Raw genomic sequence first — 13,682 nt, 5'->3', positions numbered from 1 at the left:
ATTCAGCAACAACTGCGCCTGTTATTTCTTTTGTCGTAAACAACGAAAAGGCCACGTCCCCCGGAAAGGGCGTGGCCTTGTCTTACTGCCGGCATTCAACTTCGCAAGTGTTGACCTGATGTCACGACGAGAGAAGTTATTTACAACTTCCCCCGGCGATCAATAAAGGCAAACTCAGACAATCGGCTTTTCACCATACCAACGCGGCGTGTAAACCCAATCCCCACCGGTTGCCCGTGGAAACGTGCACGTGGTCGAAGAACCGATCAATACCATCGTGCGCATGTCCACCTGGTCCGCGGTCAACGCGCCCAATGTCGTGGTGCGCAAGGTCTGGCCCGGGCGACCGATGTCACGGCCCAGAACCACCGGGGTCTGCGGCGTGCGGTGCTGTGCGACGATTTCCAGTGCCCGGCCCAGTTGCCACGGACGGGCGCGGGAGATCGGGTTATAAAACGCCAGCGCCAGATCCGCTTCGGCAGCCAGGTCCAGACGTTTTTCGATGATCGACCACGGTTTGAGATTGTCCGATAGCGACATCACGCAGAAGTCATGGCCCAGCGGCGCACCGGCCTGCGCGGCGGTGGCCAGCGAGGCCGAGACACCCGGCAGGATTTCCAGGTCAACGCTGTGCCACGCCGGATCATCGGACTCGTGCAACGCCTCCAGCACCGCCGCCGCCATGGCAAATACGCCCGGGTCGCCGGACGATACAACAATTACCGAACGCCCCTCGGCCGCCAGCCTGAAGGCGTGACGAGCACGCTGCATTTCTTCGCGGTTGTCGGTGCAGTGCTGGATTTGATCATCACGGAAAGGCCCGGCCATGCGCACGTAGGTTTCGTAGCCGAGCACATCGGTGGCGCGGGCCAGTTCGGCTTTTACCGCCGGCACCATCAGTTCGGCAGCGCCGGGACCGAGACCGATCACCGCCAAACGCCCACGTGCACGGCCGATTTGCGCGACGTCCAAAGGCTGTTCGGCAATAGCGATTGCCATGTCGTTGACAATGACGACCTTCGCCTGTGGCACAGCCGCCAATACCGTCGCCTCGATATCGTTCAATACCGAGACAAAGCGCAACGGCACCCCCAATTCCATTGCCGCTTCATGCAGATTCGTCGAGGCCATTTCGGTCTCGGCCGCCAACAGACAGGCCAGCGCCTGCACTGCAAGATTCGCTTGCTGCAACGCCGCGCGGACGACGTTCGGCAAATCCGCCACTTCGGCGCTGACTGCCACCGCGACACTGCGCGGATAAATCAACAACTCATTGGCACACGCCACACGCTCGGCACTGCCGACATGAATCGAGCGCTGCGCCTGCGGATCTTCCGGCAATTGCGCCTGATCCAGCCAGGGCGCAGCGCCTTCGACGCGCACGCTGTGCCCGGCCAACAGATCGGAGACAAATCGCTTGCCCAGTTCCAGATCGCCCAGCGCGTAACCACTCGGTGGGTTGAGCAGGCACGTGCCAAAACGCAACTCGCCGCTGGTGGTGATGGCCGCTGCGACTTGCAGCCCGGCAGCGATGTCCCGCGCCATGACATTTACCCCGCCGAGACCACCAAGCAGCGGCACCACCGCGCTGCCGTCTTCGGCGACGGCCAGTACCGGTGGCTCGGCGCCTTTCTCCAGCAGCAGCGGCGCGAGTGTGCGGATGACAATCCCGGCCGCGCACAGGGCAATGATCGGCGTGTCCTGCTGATACAACGCGCGCAGGGTCGCGCCGAACTCCTGATAGGTGCAATCGGCGCCTTCGACGCGCCCGACGAGGCCATGGATCTGCGCCGCCGGATAGACCTGCTGAATGCGCCGTGCGGTGGCCAGGCTGCCCTGACCGAGAATGACGATGGCGGGGGTGGATTGAGTCATCAGCCTTGCCACCGTTCGCCCGGCACGATGATCAGCGAGAAGTACGGCGACGACATCGGCTCGACCTGATCCATTGGCACAATCTTCTGATTGGCCATGGTTGCGCGCTCGACGTACAGCGCGCGTTCGGCCAGACCGAGTTCTTCCAGCACCTGACGCACTTTGGGGAAGTTGCGCCCCAGCTTCATGATCACCGCCGCGTCGGCATCGGCCAGACGTCGCTTCAGCTCTTCATGGGGCAATACGCCGGAAAGCACCGACAGGCTCTGATTGCGATACACCAACGGCGCACCCAGCACCGAAGCGCCGCCCAGCATCGAACAAACGCCCGGCACCACTTGCGCTTCGTAACGGCTGGCGAGGCGATCGTGCAGGTACATGTAGGAGCCGTAGAAGAATGGATCGCCTTCGCAGATCACCGCGACGTCGCGCCCGGCATCCAGATGTGCCGCGACGGTTTCGGCAGCCTCATCGTAGAAATCGCTGATCACTTGTTCGTAAGACAATGGCGCCGGCAGCGCTTCGGTGGTCACCGGATAGACCAGCGGCAGCAGATTCTGTGCGTCTTGCAGATGCGCTTCGATGATGCCGAACGCATTGCCCTTTTTGCCTTTGGCGACGAAGTACGCCACCACCGGCGATTCGCGCAACAGGCGCAGGGCCTTGACGGTAATCAGTTCCGGATCACCGGGGCCAACGCCCAGGCCAATCAAACGTCCTTTGGCCTGCATCATTCGATCTCCGTGGCGAGGGCATTGACGGCGGCGGCGGCCATGGCGCTGCCACCGAGGCGCCCTTGCATGATCACGAACGGCACGCCACGGCTGTCGGCGGCCAGCGCGGCTTTCGATTCGGCGGCGCCGACGAAACCCACCGGGAAGCCGAGGATCAGCGCCGGTTTCGGTGCCCCGGCATCAAGCATTTCCAACAGATAGAACAGCGCGGTCGGCGCGTTGCCGATCACCACGACACTGCCTTCCAGGTGCGGACGCCACAGTTCCAGCGCGGCGGCGGAACGGGTGTTGCCCAACTCACGGGCCAACTCCGGCACGCTGTCGTCGCGCAGGGTGCAGATCACCTGGTTGTTGGCCGGCAGGCGCGCACGGGTCACACCTTCGGAGACCATCCGCGCATCGCAGAGGATCGGCGCACCGGCGGCCAGCGCATCGCGCCCGGCCTTGCCCGCGCCTTCGGAAAACTGCAGACCGTCGATGGCCTCGACCATGCCGCAGGCGTGGATGACCCGCACCGCGAGTTTTTCCAGATCGGCCGGGATTCGCGCGAGATTGGCCTCGCTGCGAATGATCGCGAAGGAGTTGCGATAGATCTCCTGACCGTCGCGGATGTAATCAAGCATCAAGGGGGCTCCGAGAGCGGGCGGCGAGCAGGGTCGCGACCGCTTCAATAGTAAGGTTGCGTGCGTGCAGCGTGCCGAAACCCGGCAGCGTGGCATCGCGAAAATAGAGGTCGTAATGACCGCGGCTGACCGCCAGCAAAGTGACTGGCGCACGATGAGCGGCAGCGCACGAACGCGGGCAACCGGACAGGTGCACGCTGACACCCGAGGGCAGCAGCGTCGCCAGATGGCGCGCATCCTGTTTGGTGTCGGCCAGGCCTTTGCCGCAGCCATTGGCACCGGTGCAGGCGATCAGTTGTGCCAACGGCTCGCCGGAATCGGTCAGCAGGTTCGACTGCTCAAGTGCCTCAAGCACCACAGGTGCATCGGCCGCTTCGACATTCGGCAGCAGCAGACTTTGCCATGGCGTGAACCGCAGGCTGCCGTCACCGTACTCCCGAGCCAGTTGTGCAGCGGCGCGCAACATCGCCGGATCAAGACGCCCGAGCGGCGGCACGGCGCCGACGTACACCCGCCCCGAGGTATGTTGCGGATGAACGCCGATGTGCAGATCCCGCGCAACGGCAGTGCGCTGCCACTGGCTGACCGACTTGATCGGCACGCGCGTGCGCAGGGCGTCGAGAAAGGCCAGCATCGGCAACTCATCGAGCAAATGGCGCATCCGCGTTTGCTCGGGGCGGGCCAGTTGCAGGAACAATTCCAGCACCGCGACCACCAGCGCATGGCCGTTTTCTGCCGCCACGGCGCCGACTGCGCGATCCGTCGGGCACCCGGCCAGGCCGAATGCCCACAATCGTTCACCGTCGCGCTCAAACGCCGACAACCACAGGTCATGCGGATGTTCGAGCATCGCCAGCGCTTCACCGCCATCGAGTTGCACGGCGAACTTGGCGCTCAACTCATGAAAGCGTGGATGGCTTTGCAAGGTGTCGAGGATCTGCTCGGCCAGTGCACGGGTGTCGACGCGCATTTGCCGGTCGATGCCGGCGGCCGGGCTGAGCATCAGGTTGCGCACGTCATCACCGGCGGCGGTGCGCGGGCCGAGACCGGCGGCGAGCAGACGCTCGATCAGCGTTGCGGATTGCTCACCGATCCCGCGAATCTGCAGATTGGCGCGGTTGGTCGCTTCGATCGCCGCGCCGAACTGTTCGGCAGCCTCGGCCACCGCGTCAGCCTGATCGGCACTGATCGACCCGCCATTGAGCTTGATCCGGCAGATACCGCCGTCCAGTGCCTGGACGATACGCAGCAACCCCGGACAGGCCGAGGGGCGTAAGGCGGTGGACATCGGGCGTTCGTTCAAGGGGCGGACCGGCTGCGTGGGAAAGGCGCTTCGCGGGCGAAGGCGCGGTATTATGCCTGCTTTGTCCGCTGGCATGAAAAGACTGCCCGTCGGAACGGCGTGTTTAGAGGAATATAGATGTCACCCTGGCTGACGGTAGTGGGAATCGGTGAAGACGGCTTCAAGGGCCTGGGCAAAAACGCCCGGCGTGCCCTGTTGGGCGCCTCGCGGATCGTCGGTGGCCAGCGCCAACTGGATCTGCTGCCGGTGTGTATTCGCGGTGAGCGGCAATTGTGGCCCAGCCCGTTTTCCCTTGCACCGGCGCTTGAGCAGCGTGGCGAAGCGGTCTGCGTGCTGGCCAGTGGTGACCCGATGTTCTACGGTGTCGGTGCCAGCCTCGCCCGTCAGGTGCCGAGCGACGAGATGTTGATCCTGCCGGCGCCGTCCTCCTGCTCGCTGGCCGCCGCTCGTCTTGGCTGGCCGTTGCAGGACGTGGTGACGCTTTCGTTGGTGGCCCGACCACTGGCGGCGCTCAATGCACAACTGTTCAGCGGTGTGCGGCTGTTGTTGCTGAGCAATGACGGTCAGAGCCCGGCGGCTGTTGCGCAATTGCTCCGTGAGCGCGGATTTGGTTCGAGTCGCCTGAGCGTTCTCGAGCATCTTGGCGGCGACGCCGAGCGGCGCATCGACAGCACCGCCAACGCTTGGGACGACGCGCCGATAGCCGACCTCAATGTCATCGCCATCGAGTGCCAGGCCGATAGCGACGCCCCGCGCCTGTCGCGCCTGGCCGGTCTGCCCGACTCGGCATTCCAGCACGACGGCCAGTTGACCAAGCGCGACGTACGCGCCATCACCCTCGCCCGCCTCGCCCCGACCCCCGGCGAAGTGCTCTGGGATGTCGGCGCCGGCAGCGGTTCGATCGGTATCGAGTGGATGCGCGCGCACCCGAGTTGCCGCGCCTTGGCCATCGAGGCCGATGATGGCCGTCAGCAATTGATCGAGCACAACCGCGATGCACTGGGCGTGCCCGGCCTGCATCTGATTCGCGGCAAGGCACCGCAGGCATTGGCCGGACTCGAGCGCCCGGATGCGATTTTCATTGGCGGCGGCGTGACCCGTGAAGGAGTCTTCGAAACCTGCTGGGAACAGCTCAAACCCGGTGGCCGACTGGTCGCCAACGCGGTGGCCCTGCAAAGCGAAGTGACCCTGATGAGCTGGCGTGAACGTTACGGTGGCGAGCTGACGCGCATTCATGTCGCCCAGGCGCAGCCGCTCGGCGAGTTTGACACTTGGCGTCAGGCGTTGCCGATCACCCTGCTCGATCTGGTCAAACCCCTTGATGCGTGACGAAACCGCCGAACAACCCGCGCCCTTGCGCAGCGGCCTGACCACCGGCAGCTGCGCCACCGCCACCAGCCTCGCCGCCGCGCGCCTGTTGCTTGGCGGGATTTCAGCCGATGCGGTGCACATCGTATTGCCCAAAGGCAAACAGGTGCAGATGCGCCTGGAATTCTGTCGTTTAACCGATGACGGCGCCGAGGCCGGGACGATCAAGGATGCCGGTGACGATCCCGACGTCACCCACGGCGCTCTGCTCTATTCGCGGGTACGGCTAATGGCCGAACCGGGGATTCGCTTCAATGCTGGTGCCGGCGTAGGCACCGTGACGCGGCCGGGACTGGTGCTCGGCGTCGGTGAGCCGGCGATCAATCCGGTGCCACGCAAAATGATCAGCGATCACCTGACACTGCTCGCCGCCGAGACTGGTTATGCCGGCGGCTTCGACGTCACCGTCAACGTCGAGGGCGGTGAAGCACTGGCGCTGAAAACCATGAACCCACGGCTGGGCATTCTTGGCGGGCTGTCGATCCTCGGCACCAGCGGCATCGTTCGGCCGTTCTCTTGCGCGGCCTACATTGCCTCGATCCATCAAGGCATCGACGTGGCGAAAACCAACGGTTATTTGCACATCGCCGCCTGCACCGGCAACGCCAGCGAAGACACCATGCGTCGGGTCTACAACCTGCCGGAAATCGCTCTGATCGAAATGGGCGACTTCGTCGGCGCGGTGCTCAAGCATGTGCGCAAAGTGCCTGTGGATAAACTCAGCCTGTGTGGCGGCTTCGGCAAGATCAGCAAACTGGCCGCCGGGCACATGGATCTGCACTCGCGGCATTCGAGTATCGACTTGCCGCAACTGGCGGAGTGGGCGGCGGCGATTGGCGCCGATGAGACGTTGCAACAAAGCATTTGCGAGGCCAATACCAGCCAGCAGGCATTGGCCATGGCCAGTGCGGCGGGGGTCGCCCTCGGTGATGAGGTCTGCCGCCATGCGTTGAATTTCGCCCGTAGCGTGGTGCCCGCGCAGGTACAGGTCGAGGTGTTTGCGATTGATCGTCAGGGCGGGATTGTCGGGCATGCCGGAGGTTTTGCATGAAGCGGATATTGTTGCTGGGCGGCGCGACCGAAGCGCTGGCGATTGCCCGCACGCTGGGGCCGGAACATATTTACAGCCTGGCTGGCGTCGGCCGAGTGCCGACAGATCTGACCTGTCAGGTGCGTGTTGGTGGTTACGGTGGCGCTGAAGGACTGGCGCAATTCATTCGTGACGAAGGCATCGACCTGTTGCTCGATGCCACGCACCCATATGCCGCACAGATCAGCCAGAACGCCGCAACCGCCGCGCGACTGACCGGCATCCCCTGCTGGGCATTACGTCGCCCGGCGTGGCAACCGCAGCCCGGTGATGACTGGCGCGAGGTCAGCGATTGGGCCGAGCTGATCGCTGCCCTAAAGCCGTTTCGCCGACCGCTGTTCACCCTCGGCCGCGAACCGCTGCAACACCTCGATGAAATCCCCGCCGACCAGTTCTGGACCCTGCGCGCCCTCGACGTCTACCCGGGCAATGAACGCTGCGAAGTGATCGGTGTGCGGGGGCCGTTTCTGCTTGAGGATGAGCGCGCACTGTTCGAGCGGCGGCAGATCGATGTGTTGATCAGCAAGAACAGCGGCAGCACCGCGACCGAGCCGAAGCTGGAAGTGGCGCGCGAGCGTGGGGTGCCGGTGATTGTATTGAAGCGACCAGGGTTGCCGGGGGTTGATCGGGAGTTTCGATCAGCGTCTGAAGTCCTTGAAGCCCTGACGTCGTAAGACTTTTCATCATTTCTTATTTATCTGTGAATTTACCTGCAAATTTTGAGGACGCAGCCGACTGTCCTTCACTACACCGTCACTCCAATACTTCGGTTCCTTTAATCCCGACAAGCAGCCAGCCAAGAAAAGCGGCTTGCCAGCTTGTATCCCAAGGAATACGATCCCGACATGATCGCTTTTGAACGATCCCGCATATTTTCCGAATGGCTCGACTCCTTGAAAGACATCAAAGGGAAAGGCCGAATCATCTCCAGAATTAAAACAGCCGAACATGGCAACTTCGGCGATTGCGGGTTCGTCGGTGACACTGTTTATGAAATGCGTGTTCATTACGGCCCTGGTTACAGGATGTACTTCACACGCCGAGGTGAAGTGATTTATCTGCTGTTGATCGGGGGCGACAAATCGACACAAAAAAGAGATATCAAACGCGCCGTGCAAATGGCTCATAACATCGGAAATGAGGAGTAAATCATGAGCGAAGAATTCGCCCGTTTTGACGCCGCCGAGTACCTCAAAACTCCCGAGGATATGGCGGCGTATCTGGATGCCTGTTTTGACGACGATGAAGGCGACGGCGTCCTTATCCGCGCAGCACTCAATGACATCGCCCGAGCTCAAGGCATGACACAAGTGGCACGGGATGCAGGTTTGGGCCGCGAAAGTCTTTATAAAGCGCTGAGTAGCACTGGCAATCCCGAATTCGCAACTATCATGAAAGTCATGAAGGCTCTGGGTTTGCGATTGCATGCCGTAACACTGTGAACTCGCTGCGACACCAAACCGCACGACGCTTTTTTACTTATCGGCCCTGATCAGGCTAAATAGCCGCGCCTGATCGCCCACCCAATGGATCTGTCCCATGAACCGACACCGGCTAGCAATTGCCTGGATCGCCTGCTTTGCAGTGCTGTTCAACATGCTCGCCATGCCGATGACCGGGGCGATGGCGCAGGCGGCCAATTCACCGGTCGAACAGTTGCTCTGGAGCAGTTTCTGCACCGGCAGCGGAACCAAAATGGTGGCGATCAATATCGGCACCACCGATCAGAAAGCCCCGGCCAACGACACGCATTCGAACATGCAGCATTGCTGGTGCTGCTCGGGCTCGGCGCCATTGGTGGCGCTGCCGGGGCACTCGCCACAGCTGTATTTCGCCCGTTACGAAAGCAATCGCAGCGTGGCGCCCGCCTTGCTGCAAACACCCACGCCACGCCAGCAATGGCCGAGTCTCAATCCCCGCGCTTCCCCTCTGGTTTGATTTGTTCGCGCAATTGACCTGCGTTTCAAATCGTTCTGGAGAACTGCCATGTGGAACAAACTCATCGTAATCGCTGCGCTGCTGCTGCCGGCGTGCTTTGCCCATGCTCACGAATACAAGGCCGGCGAGCTGGAAATCGCCCATCCGTGGTCGCAAGAGTTGCCACCGAATGCACCGACGGTCGCCGCGTATTTCATCATTCACAACGCCGGCAAGACTGACGATCGGCTGCTCAGTGTCGACTCGCCCATCGCCCCCGAAGCGCAACTGCACGAGCACGTGATGCAAGGCGATCTGATGAAGATGCAGCAAGTGCCGAGTGTGGAAATCCCGGCCGGCGGCAACGTGACATTCGCGCCGATGGCCTGGCACGTGATGCTGCTCAATCCGACCGATCGCAGCCTGCTCAGCGATGGCAAACGCTTCCCGCTGACGCTGCATTTCGAGAAGGCCGGTGACGTCACCGTTGAAGTCTCGGTGCAGAAGAAGCCACCGGAAACCACTCAGGCCCACGCGCACGCCCAGTAAGCCTTCCGGCAGACTCCGCCCATGCGCCCGCTGAGCGCCAGGCCCTCCCGGCAACGCCGTCAGACTGAACACCTGACCCGCGGCAGCTGGATCGCCCTGTTCGCCATGTTGATGATCTTCATCGGCCCACTGATTTCTCAGTCGATGCCGATGGATCAACACGCCTCGGCTTCCATGCCGATGAGCATGGACATGTCGATGGACATGCCGGGCATGGATCACAGCGGCCACGACGCCAAGCCCTCAGCCGAACACTGCCCGCCACAATCCTCGCACCACGTGCTGTGGGAAAAGTGCGGCTATTGCAGCCTGCTGTTCAATTGCCCGGCACTGACCGGCGGCGGCGATTTCGTCGCCTTCAACATCCCGCCGCTGAACACCTTCACCCCACCCGCCCCACGCCTGGGCCACGCCCGGCAGACCTTCTTCCCCGGCGCCCGCAGCCGCGCCCCGCCCGTCGCAACGTAAACACGCACCTTTGATTGCACACGGTTGAGAAGACAGCTTCAGGCTGCCGGCCGTGTCGTTTACGACTGTTTGATGGAAATTGTCATGTCCAGGTTTGCTGCTGTTTCACGCTCGGGTTCTGCCCCGGCGTCCTTCGCTTTGAACGAATCGCGGATTCGTTTCAGGCACGCTACCGCCGTCCTTTGCGGCGTCCTGCTGTCCCCGCTGGTGCTGGCCGACGACCACGCCGCGCACAACGAAGAACTCAGCCCGACGGTGATTACCGCAATCGCCCCGAGCTCGCCACTGACCATCGTCACCAATCCCAAGGACCCGCGCCAACCGGTGCCGGCCAGCGACGGCGGCGATTATCTGAAGACCATTCCCGGCTTCGCGCTGGTGCGCAATGGCGGCACCAACGGCGATCCGGTGCTACGCGGCATGTTCGGTTCACGCCTGAACATCCTCACCAACGGCAGCATGATGCTCGGCGCCTGCCCGGGCCGGATGGACGCGCCGACCTCATACATCTCGCCGGAAACCTACGACAAACTGACCGTGATCAAAGGCCCGCAAACCGTGCTTTGGGGTCCGGGCGCATCAGCGGGCACGGTGCTGTTTGATCGCGAGCCGGAAAGCTTCGGCGAACTCGGCACCCGCGTGAACGCGAGCATTCTCGCCGGCTCCCACGGACGCTTCGACAAGGTCGTCGACGCCGCTGCCGGCGGGCCGTTGGGCTATGTGCGGGTGATCGGCAACACCGCGCATTCCGACGATTACCGCGATGGCAACAACGACATCGTCGCCTCGCGCTACGACAAGTGGAACGGCGACGTCGCCATCGGCTGGACCCCGGACGCCGACACCCTGATCGAACTCACCGCCGGCAAGGGCGACGGCGAAGCGCGCTACGCCGGACGCGGCATGGACGGCTCGCAGTTCCTGCGGGAAAGCCTCGGCCTGCGTTTCGAAAAATCCAACATCACTGACGTGCTGGAGAAACTCGAAGCGCAGGTCTACTACAACTACGCCGACCACGTGATGGACAACTACACCCTGCGCACACCATCCGGCACCGGCATGATGGCAGGTCCCATGGCATCCAATGTCGACCGCCGCACCCTCGGAGCACGGATCAAAGCCACTTGGCGCTGGGCTGATATCCAGTTGATCACTGGCCTCGACGCGCAGACCAACGAACACCGCCAACGCAGCGGCATGGGCATCGATACCTACAAGGATCAGCCGTACAGCAAGGACGCCGATTTCCATAACTACGGCGTGTTCAGCGAAATGACCTGGTACGCCGCCGACCGGGATCGCCTGATCACAGGTGCCCGCGTCGACCGCGCTTCGGCCAAGGATTACCGGCAGACCACCGGTTCGGGAATGATGTCCCGTCCCAACCCGACCGCCGACGACACCCGCGCCGACACCCTGCCGAGCGGTTTCATCCGCTACGAGCATGACCTCGCTGACAGCCCGACCACGCTCTATGCAGGCCTCGGTCATGCGCAGCGTTTCCCGGATTACTGGGAGCTGTTTTCGCCCAAGTCCGGTCCGGCCGGATCGGTCAATGCGTTCGATTCGATCAAGCCGGAAAAGACCACGCAGTTCGACTTCGGCGTGAACTACAAGAGCGCCGACCTCGAAGCCTGGGCCTCGGGTTATATCGGCGTGGTCCGCGATTACATCCTCTTCGACTACACGCCGGGGATGATGGGCATGAGCACCTCGCGCGCCGAGAACATCGACGCGCGAATCATGGGCGGTGAACTCGGTGCCGCGTACAGACTCACCGACCGCTGGAAAGCCGATGCGACCTTGGCCTACGCCTGGGGCAAGAACAGCAGCGACGGCAAGGCACTGCCGCAAATGCCGCCGCTGGATGCCCGCTTCGGTCTGACCTATACCGAAGACAACTGGAGCGCTGGCGCACTGTGGAGGGTGGTTGCCGCGCAAAACCGTATCGACCAGAACAAGGGCAACGTGGTCGGCAAGGATTACGACAAGAGTTCGGGCTTCGGCGTGTTCTCACTCAACGGTGCCTATCGGATCAACAAGAACTGGAAGGTCAGCAGCGGCGTCGACAACCTGTTCGGCAAGGCTTACGCCGAACACCTGAACCTGGCGGGCAACGCCGGATTCGGCTACCCGGCCAACGACCCACAAGCGATCAATGAACCGGGGCGCACGCTCTGGACCAAGGTCGACATGAGTTTCTAACAAGAAAAGTCAAAAGATCGCAGGCTGCGCCAGCTCCTGCATGGGAGCGCGTACACCCCGTAGGAGCTGCCGAAGGCTGCGATCTTTTGATCTAAAAAAATTCGCCAAGCGGAGCACACGTGATGAAACAGCCCAAACCGAATTTCTACAACCTGGCCTGGCGTTGGCATTTTTACGCCGGCCTGTTCGTCGCACCGTTCATGGTGATGCTGGCCCTGACCGGCATCATCTACCTGTTCAAACCGCAGCTCGATTCGCTGATGTACAGCAGCCTGCTCAACGTCCCCGCCGGCCATCACACCGTCCCGGCCGATGACCTGCTGCAACGGGTGAAAAGCGCTTATCCACAAGGCCAGGTCACCCAATACCTGCCGCCGGTCAACGCCGAACGCAGCGCACAGTTTGTGGTGAAGAACGCCGGCCAGGAACTCAACGTATTCGTCGATCCGTACCACGGCGACATCCTCGGCGAACAGGATGCCAAGCAGAACCTGCAAGCCATCGCCCGAGCCATCCACGGCGAATTGATGATCGGCACCGTCGGTGACCGCCTCATCGAAATGGCCGCCGGTTGGGGCGTGGTGCTGGTGGTGTCGGGCCTGTTCCTGTGGTGGCCGCGCGGTCAGGCCGCGGGCATTTTGTGGCCGCGGCTGAACAGTCGCGGTCGCGTGTTGTGGCGCGATCTGCACGCAGTCACCGGGTTCTGGGGCGCAACCCTGCTGCTGGTGATGCTGCTCAGCGGTATGACCTGGACCGGTTTCTGGGGCAAGCAATACGCGCAGGTGTGGAACGTGTTCCCGGCGGCGATGTGGGACAACGTGCCGACCTCCGACGTCGAAGCCCGCAGCCTGAACACCGCCACGCGCCAGACCGTGCCATGGGCGATGGAAAACACGCCGATGCCGATGTCCGGCGACCACGCCGAACACATGAACCACGGCGCCACCAACGCTGGCCCCGCAGCACCCGCCATCAGCCTGCAAGACGTGCAGAACATTGCCACCCAGCGCAAAGTCGAGCCGGGTTACAGCATCACCTTGCCGACCACCGCCACCGGCGTGTTCACCATCGCCGTGTTCGCCGACGACCCGCGCAACGATGCGACCCTGCATGTCGATCAGTACACCGGCAAGGTCCTCGCCGATGTGCGTTTCGAACAATACGGCAGCGTCGCCCGCGCCACCGAAATCGGCGTGATGCTCCACGAAGGCAAGATGTTCGGCACCTTCAATCAGATCGTCGTGCTGCTGATCTGCCTGATGATTCTGCTCAGCGCCGTCAGCGGTGTGGTGATCTGGTGGAAGCGTCGGCCACAAGGCAAATTGGGTGTGCCGCCGCTGCGCCATGATTTGCCGAAGTGGAAAACCGGGGTGGTGATCATGTTGGCGCTGGCAGTGGTGTTCCCGTTGGTGGGGGCTTCGCTGGTGGTGGTGTGGCTGCTGGATCGATTGCTGCTGTCGCGCCTGAGCAGGCAAACCGAGTCCGCCTCGACTTCATCCTGATCCACCCCATGTAGGAGCTGCCGCAGGCTGCGATCTTTTGATCTTGAA

Annotated in this window: 14 protein-coding genes; 10 read left to right on the top strand and 4 right to left on the bottom strand. The window is 62.4% G+C overall.

All coding sequences use genetic code 11. The features are described from left to right. Nucleotides 1-174: 174 nt before the first annotated feature. From cobJ to cobG, 4 genes are read right to left on the bottom strand one after another with little or no spacing between them, the layout of a single operon-like run. Nucleotides 175-1,875, bottom strand: coding sequence for a precorrin-3B C(17)-methyltransferase (cobJ, locus tag ACW9IR_RS14210; protein WP_457463747.1), 1,701 nt, complete (start codon nt 1,873-1,875; stop codon nt 175-177). After that, nucleotides 1,875-2,609, bottom strand: a complete 735-nt coding sequence (locus tag ACW9IR_RS14205) for a precorrin-2 C(20)-methyltransferase (protein WP_371850966.1) — start codon at nt 2,607-2,609, stop codon at nt 1,875-1,877. Before ACW9IR_RS14205 ends, cobJ begins: the two co-directional genes overlap by 1 nt. Continuing rightward, nucleotides 2,606-3,232 carry a precorrin-8X methylmutase gene (locus ACW9IR_RS14200; protein WP_102899398.1) on the bottom strand — a complete coding sequence of 209 codons (627 nt, stop codon included), beginning with the start codon at nt 3,230-3,232 and terminating at the stop codon, nt 2,606-2,608. The genes ACW9IR_RS14205 and ACW9IR_RS14200 overlap by 4 nt, the downstream gene beginning before the upstream one ends. Continuing rightward, entirely contained in the window at nt 3,225-4,520 is a 1,296-nt protein-coding gene (cobG, locus tag ACW9IR_RS14195; protein ID WP_457463744.1) for a precorrin-3B synthase, read from the bottom strand. Before cobG ends, ACW9IR_RS14200 begins: the two co-directional genes overlap by 8 nt. Before the next feature lie 132 nt (nt 4,521-4,652). Between cobG and cbiE the strand changes: the two genes are divergently transcribed. From cbiE to ACW9IR_RS14145, 10 genes are all read left to right on the top strand, one after another. Continuing rightward, on the top strand, nt 4,653-5,864 hold the full coding sequence (cbiE, locus tag ACW9IR_RS14190; protein WP_457463742.1) for a precorrin-6y C5,15-methyltransferase (decarboxylating) subunit CbiE: 1,212 nt from the start codon (nt 4,653-4,655) through the stop codon (nt 5,862-5,864). Beyond that, complete coding sequence (locus ACW9IR_RS14185; protein ID WP_110719607.1) at nt 5,857-6,954, top strand: cobalt-precorrin-5B (C(1))-methyltransferase; 1,098 nt, start codon at nt 5,857-5,859, stop codon at nt 6,952-6,954. Before cbiE ends, ACW9IR_RS14185 begins: the two co-directional genes overlap by 8 nt. After that, on the top strand, nt 6,951-7,667 hold the full coding sequence (locus tag ACW9IR_RS14180; protein WP_457463740.1) for a cobalt-precorrin-6A reductase: 717 nt from the start codon (nt 6,951-6,953) through the stop codon (nt 7,665-7,667). Before ACW9IR_RS14185 ends, ACW9IR_RS14180 begins: the two co-directional genes overlap by 4 nt. A 171-nt stretch (nt 7,668-7,838) precedes the next feature. Beyond that, entirely contained in the window at nt 7,839-8,141 is a 303-nt protein-coding gene (locus ACW9IR_RS14175; protein ID WP_457463738.1) for a type II toxin-antitoxin system RelE/ParE family toxin, read from the top strand. A 3-nt stretch (nt 8,142-8,144) separates the two neighbouring features. Continuing rightward, entirely contained in the window at nt 8,145-8,435 is a 291-nt protein-coding gene (locus ACW9IR_RS14170; protein WP_077570750.1) for an addiction module antidote protein, read from the top strand. 97 nt (nt 8,436-8,532) lie between these two features. Further along, the gene (locus ACW9IR_RS14165) at nt 8,533-8,931 is read left to right on the top strand and encodes a DUF2946 domain-containing protein (RefSeq protein ID WP_110719605.1); all 399 of its coding nucleotides are present in this window, start codon (nt 8,533-8,535) and stop codon (nt 8,929-8,931) included. 48 nt (nt 8,932-8,979) lie between these two features. Then, on the top strand, nt 8,980-9,459 hold the full coding sequence (locus tag ACW9IR_RS14160) for a copper chaperone PCu(A)C (RefSeq protein ID WP_457463735.1): 480 nt from the start codon (nt 8,980-8,982) through the stop codon (nt 9,457-9,459). Nucleotides 9,460-9,480: 21 nt separating this feature from the next. Further along, the gene (locus ACW9IR_RS14155; protein WP_457463733.1) at nt 9,481-9,927 is read left to right on the top strand and encodes a DUF2946 domain-containing protein; all 447 of its coding nucleotides are present in this window, start codon (nt 9,481-9,483) and stop codon (nt 9,925-9,927) included. Nucleotides 9,928-10,011: 84 nt separating this feature from the next. Beyond that, nucleotides 10,012-12,132, top strand: a complete 2,121-nt coding sequence (locus ACW9IR_RS14150; protein ID WP_457463731.1) for a TonB-dependent copper receptor — start codon at nt 10,012-10,014, stop codon at nt 12,130-12,132. A 122-nt stretch (nt 12,133-12,254) separates the two neighbouring features. Next, nucleotides 12,255-13,634: a PepSY-associated TM helix domain-containing protein gene (locus ACW9IR_RS14145; protein ID WP_457463729.1), complete on the top strand. Its 1,380-nt coding sequence runs from the start codon at nt 12,255-12,257 to the stop codon at nt 13,632-13,634. The last annotated feature ends 48 nt before the right edge of the window (nt 13,635-13,682 follow it).

The sequence above is a fragment of the Pseudomonas sp. SDT291_1_S447 genome (genome assembly GCF_054070155.1).
Note: the sequence above shows the minus strand (reverse complement) of the source record. Positions and strands in the feature narration are given on the sequence as shown.

Excerpts from the sequence above, each read along its gene's own strand:
- ACW9IR_RS14170 (WP_077570750.1), top strand. The coding sequence starts at position 8,145 with ATGAGCGAAGAATTCGCCCGTTTTGACGCCGCCGAGTACCTCAAAACT.
- ACW9IR_RS14175 (WP_457463738.1), top strand. The coding sequence starts at position 7,839 with ATGATCGCTTTTGAACGATCCCGCATATTTTCCGAATGGCTCGACTCC.
- ACW9IR_RS14155 (WP_457463733.1), top strand. The coding sequence starts at position 9,481 with ATGCGCCCGCTGAGCGCCAGGCCCTCCCGGCAACGCCGTCAGACTGAA.
- ACW9IR_RS14205 (WP_371850966.1), bottom strand. The coding sequence starts at position 2,609 with ATGATGCAGGCCAAAGGACGTTTGATTGGCCTGGGCGTTGGCCCCGGT.
- cobJ (WP_457463747.1), bottom strand. The coding sequence starts at position 1,875 with ATGACTCAATCCACCCCCGCCATCGTCATTCTCGGTCAGGGCAGCCTG.
- ACW9IR_RS14180 (WP_457463740.1), top strand. The coding sequence starts at position 6,951 with ATGAAGCGGATATTGTTGCTGGGCGGCGCGACCGAAGCGCTGGCGATT.
- cobG (WP_457463744.1), bottom strand. The coding sequence starts at position 4,520 with ATGTCCACCGCCTTACGCCCCTCGGCCTGTCCGGGGTTGCTGCGTATC.
- ACW9IR_RS14200 (WP_102899398.1), bottom strand. The coding sequence starts at position 3,232 with ATGCTTGATTACATCCGCGACGGTCAGGAGATCTATCGCAACTCCTTC.
- ACW9IR_RS14145 (WP_457463729.1), top strand. The coding sequence starts at position 12,255 with ATGAAACAGCCCAAACCGAATTTCTACAACCTGGCCTGGCGTTGGCAT.
- ACW9IR_RS14160 (WP_457463735.1), top strand. The coding sequence starts at position 8,980 with ATGTGGAACAAACTCATCGTAATCGCTGCGCTGCTGCTGCCGGCGTGC.
- cbiE (WP_457463742.1), top strand. The coding sequence starts at position 4,653 with ATGTCACCCTGGCTGACGGTAGTGGGAATCGGTGAAGACGGCTTCAAG.
- ACW9IR_RS14150 (WP_457463731.1), top strand. The coding sequence starts at position 10,012 with ATGTCCAGGTTTGCTGCTGTTTCACGCTCGGGTTCTGCCCCGGCGTCC.
- ACW9IR_RS14185 (WP_110719607.1), top strand. The coding sequence starts at position 5,857 with ATGCGTGACGAAACCGCCGAACAACCCGCGCCCTTGCGCAGCGGCCTG.
- ACW9IR_RS14165 (WP_110719605.1), top strand. The coding sequence starts at position 8,533 with ATGAACCGACACCGGCTAGCAATTGCCTGGATCGCCTGCTTTGCAGTG.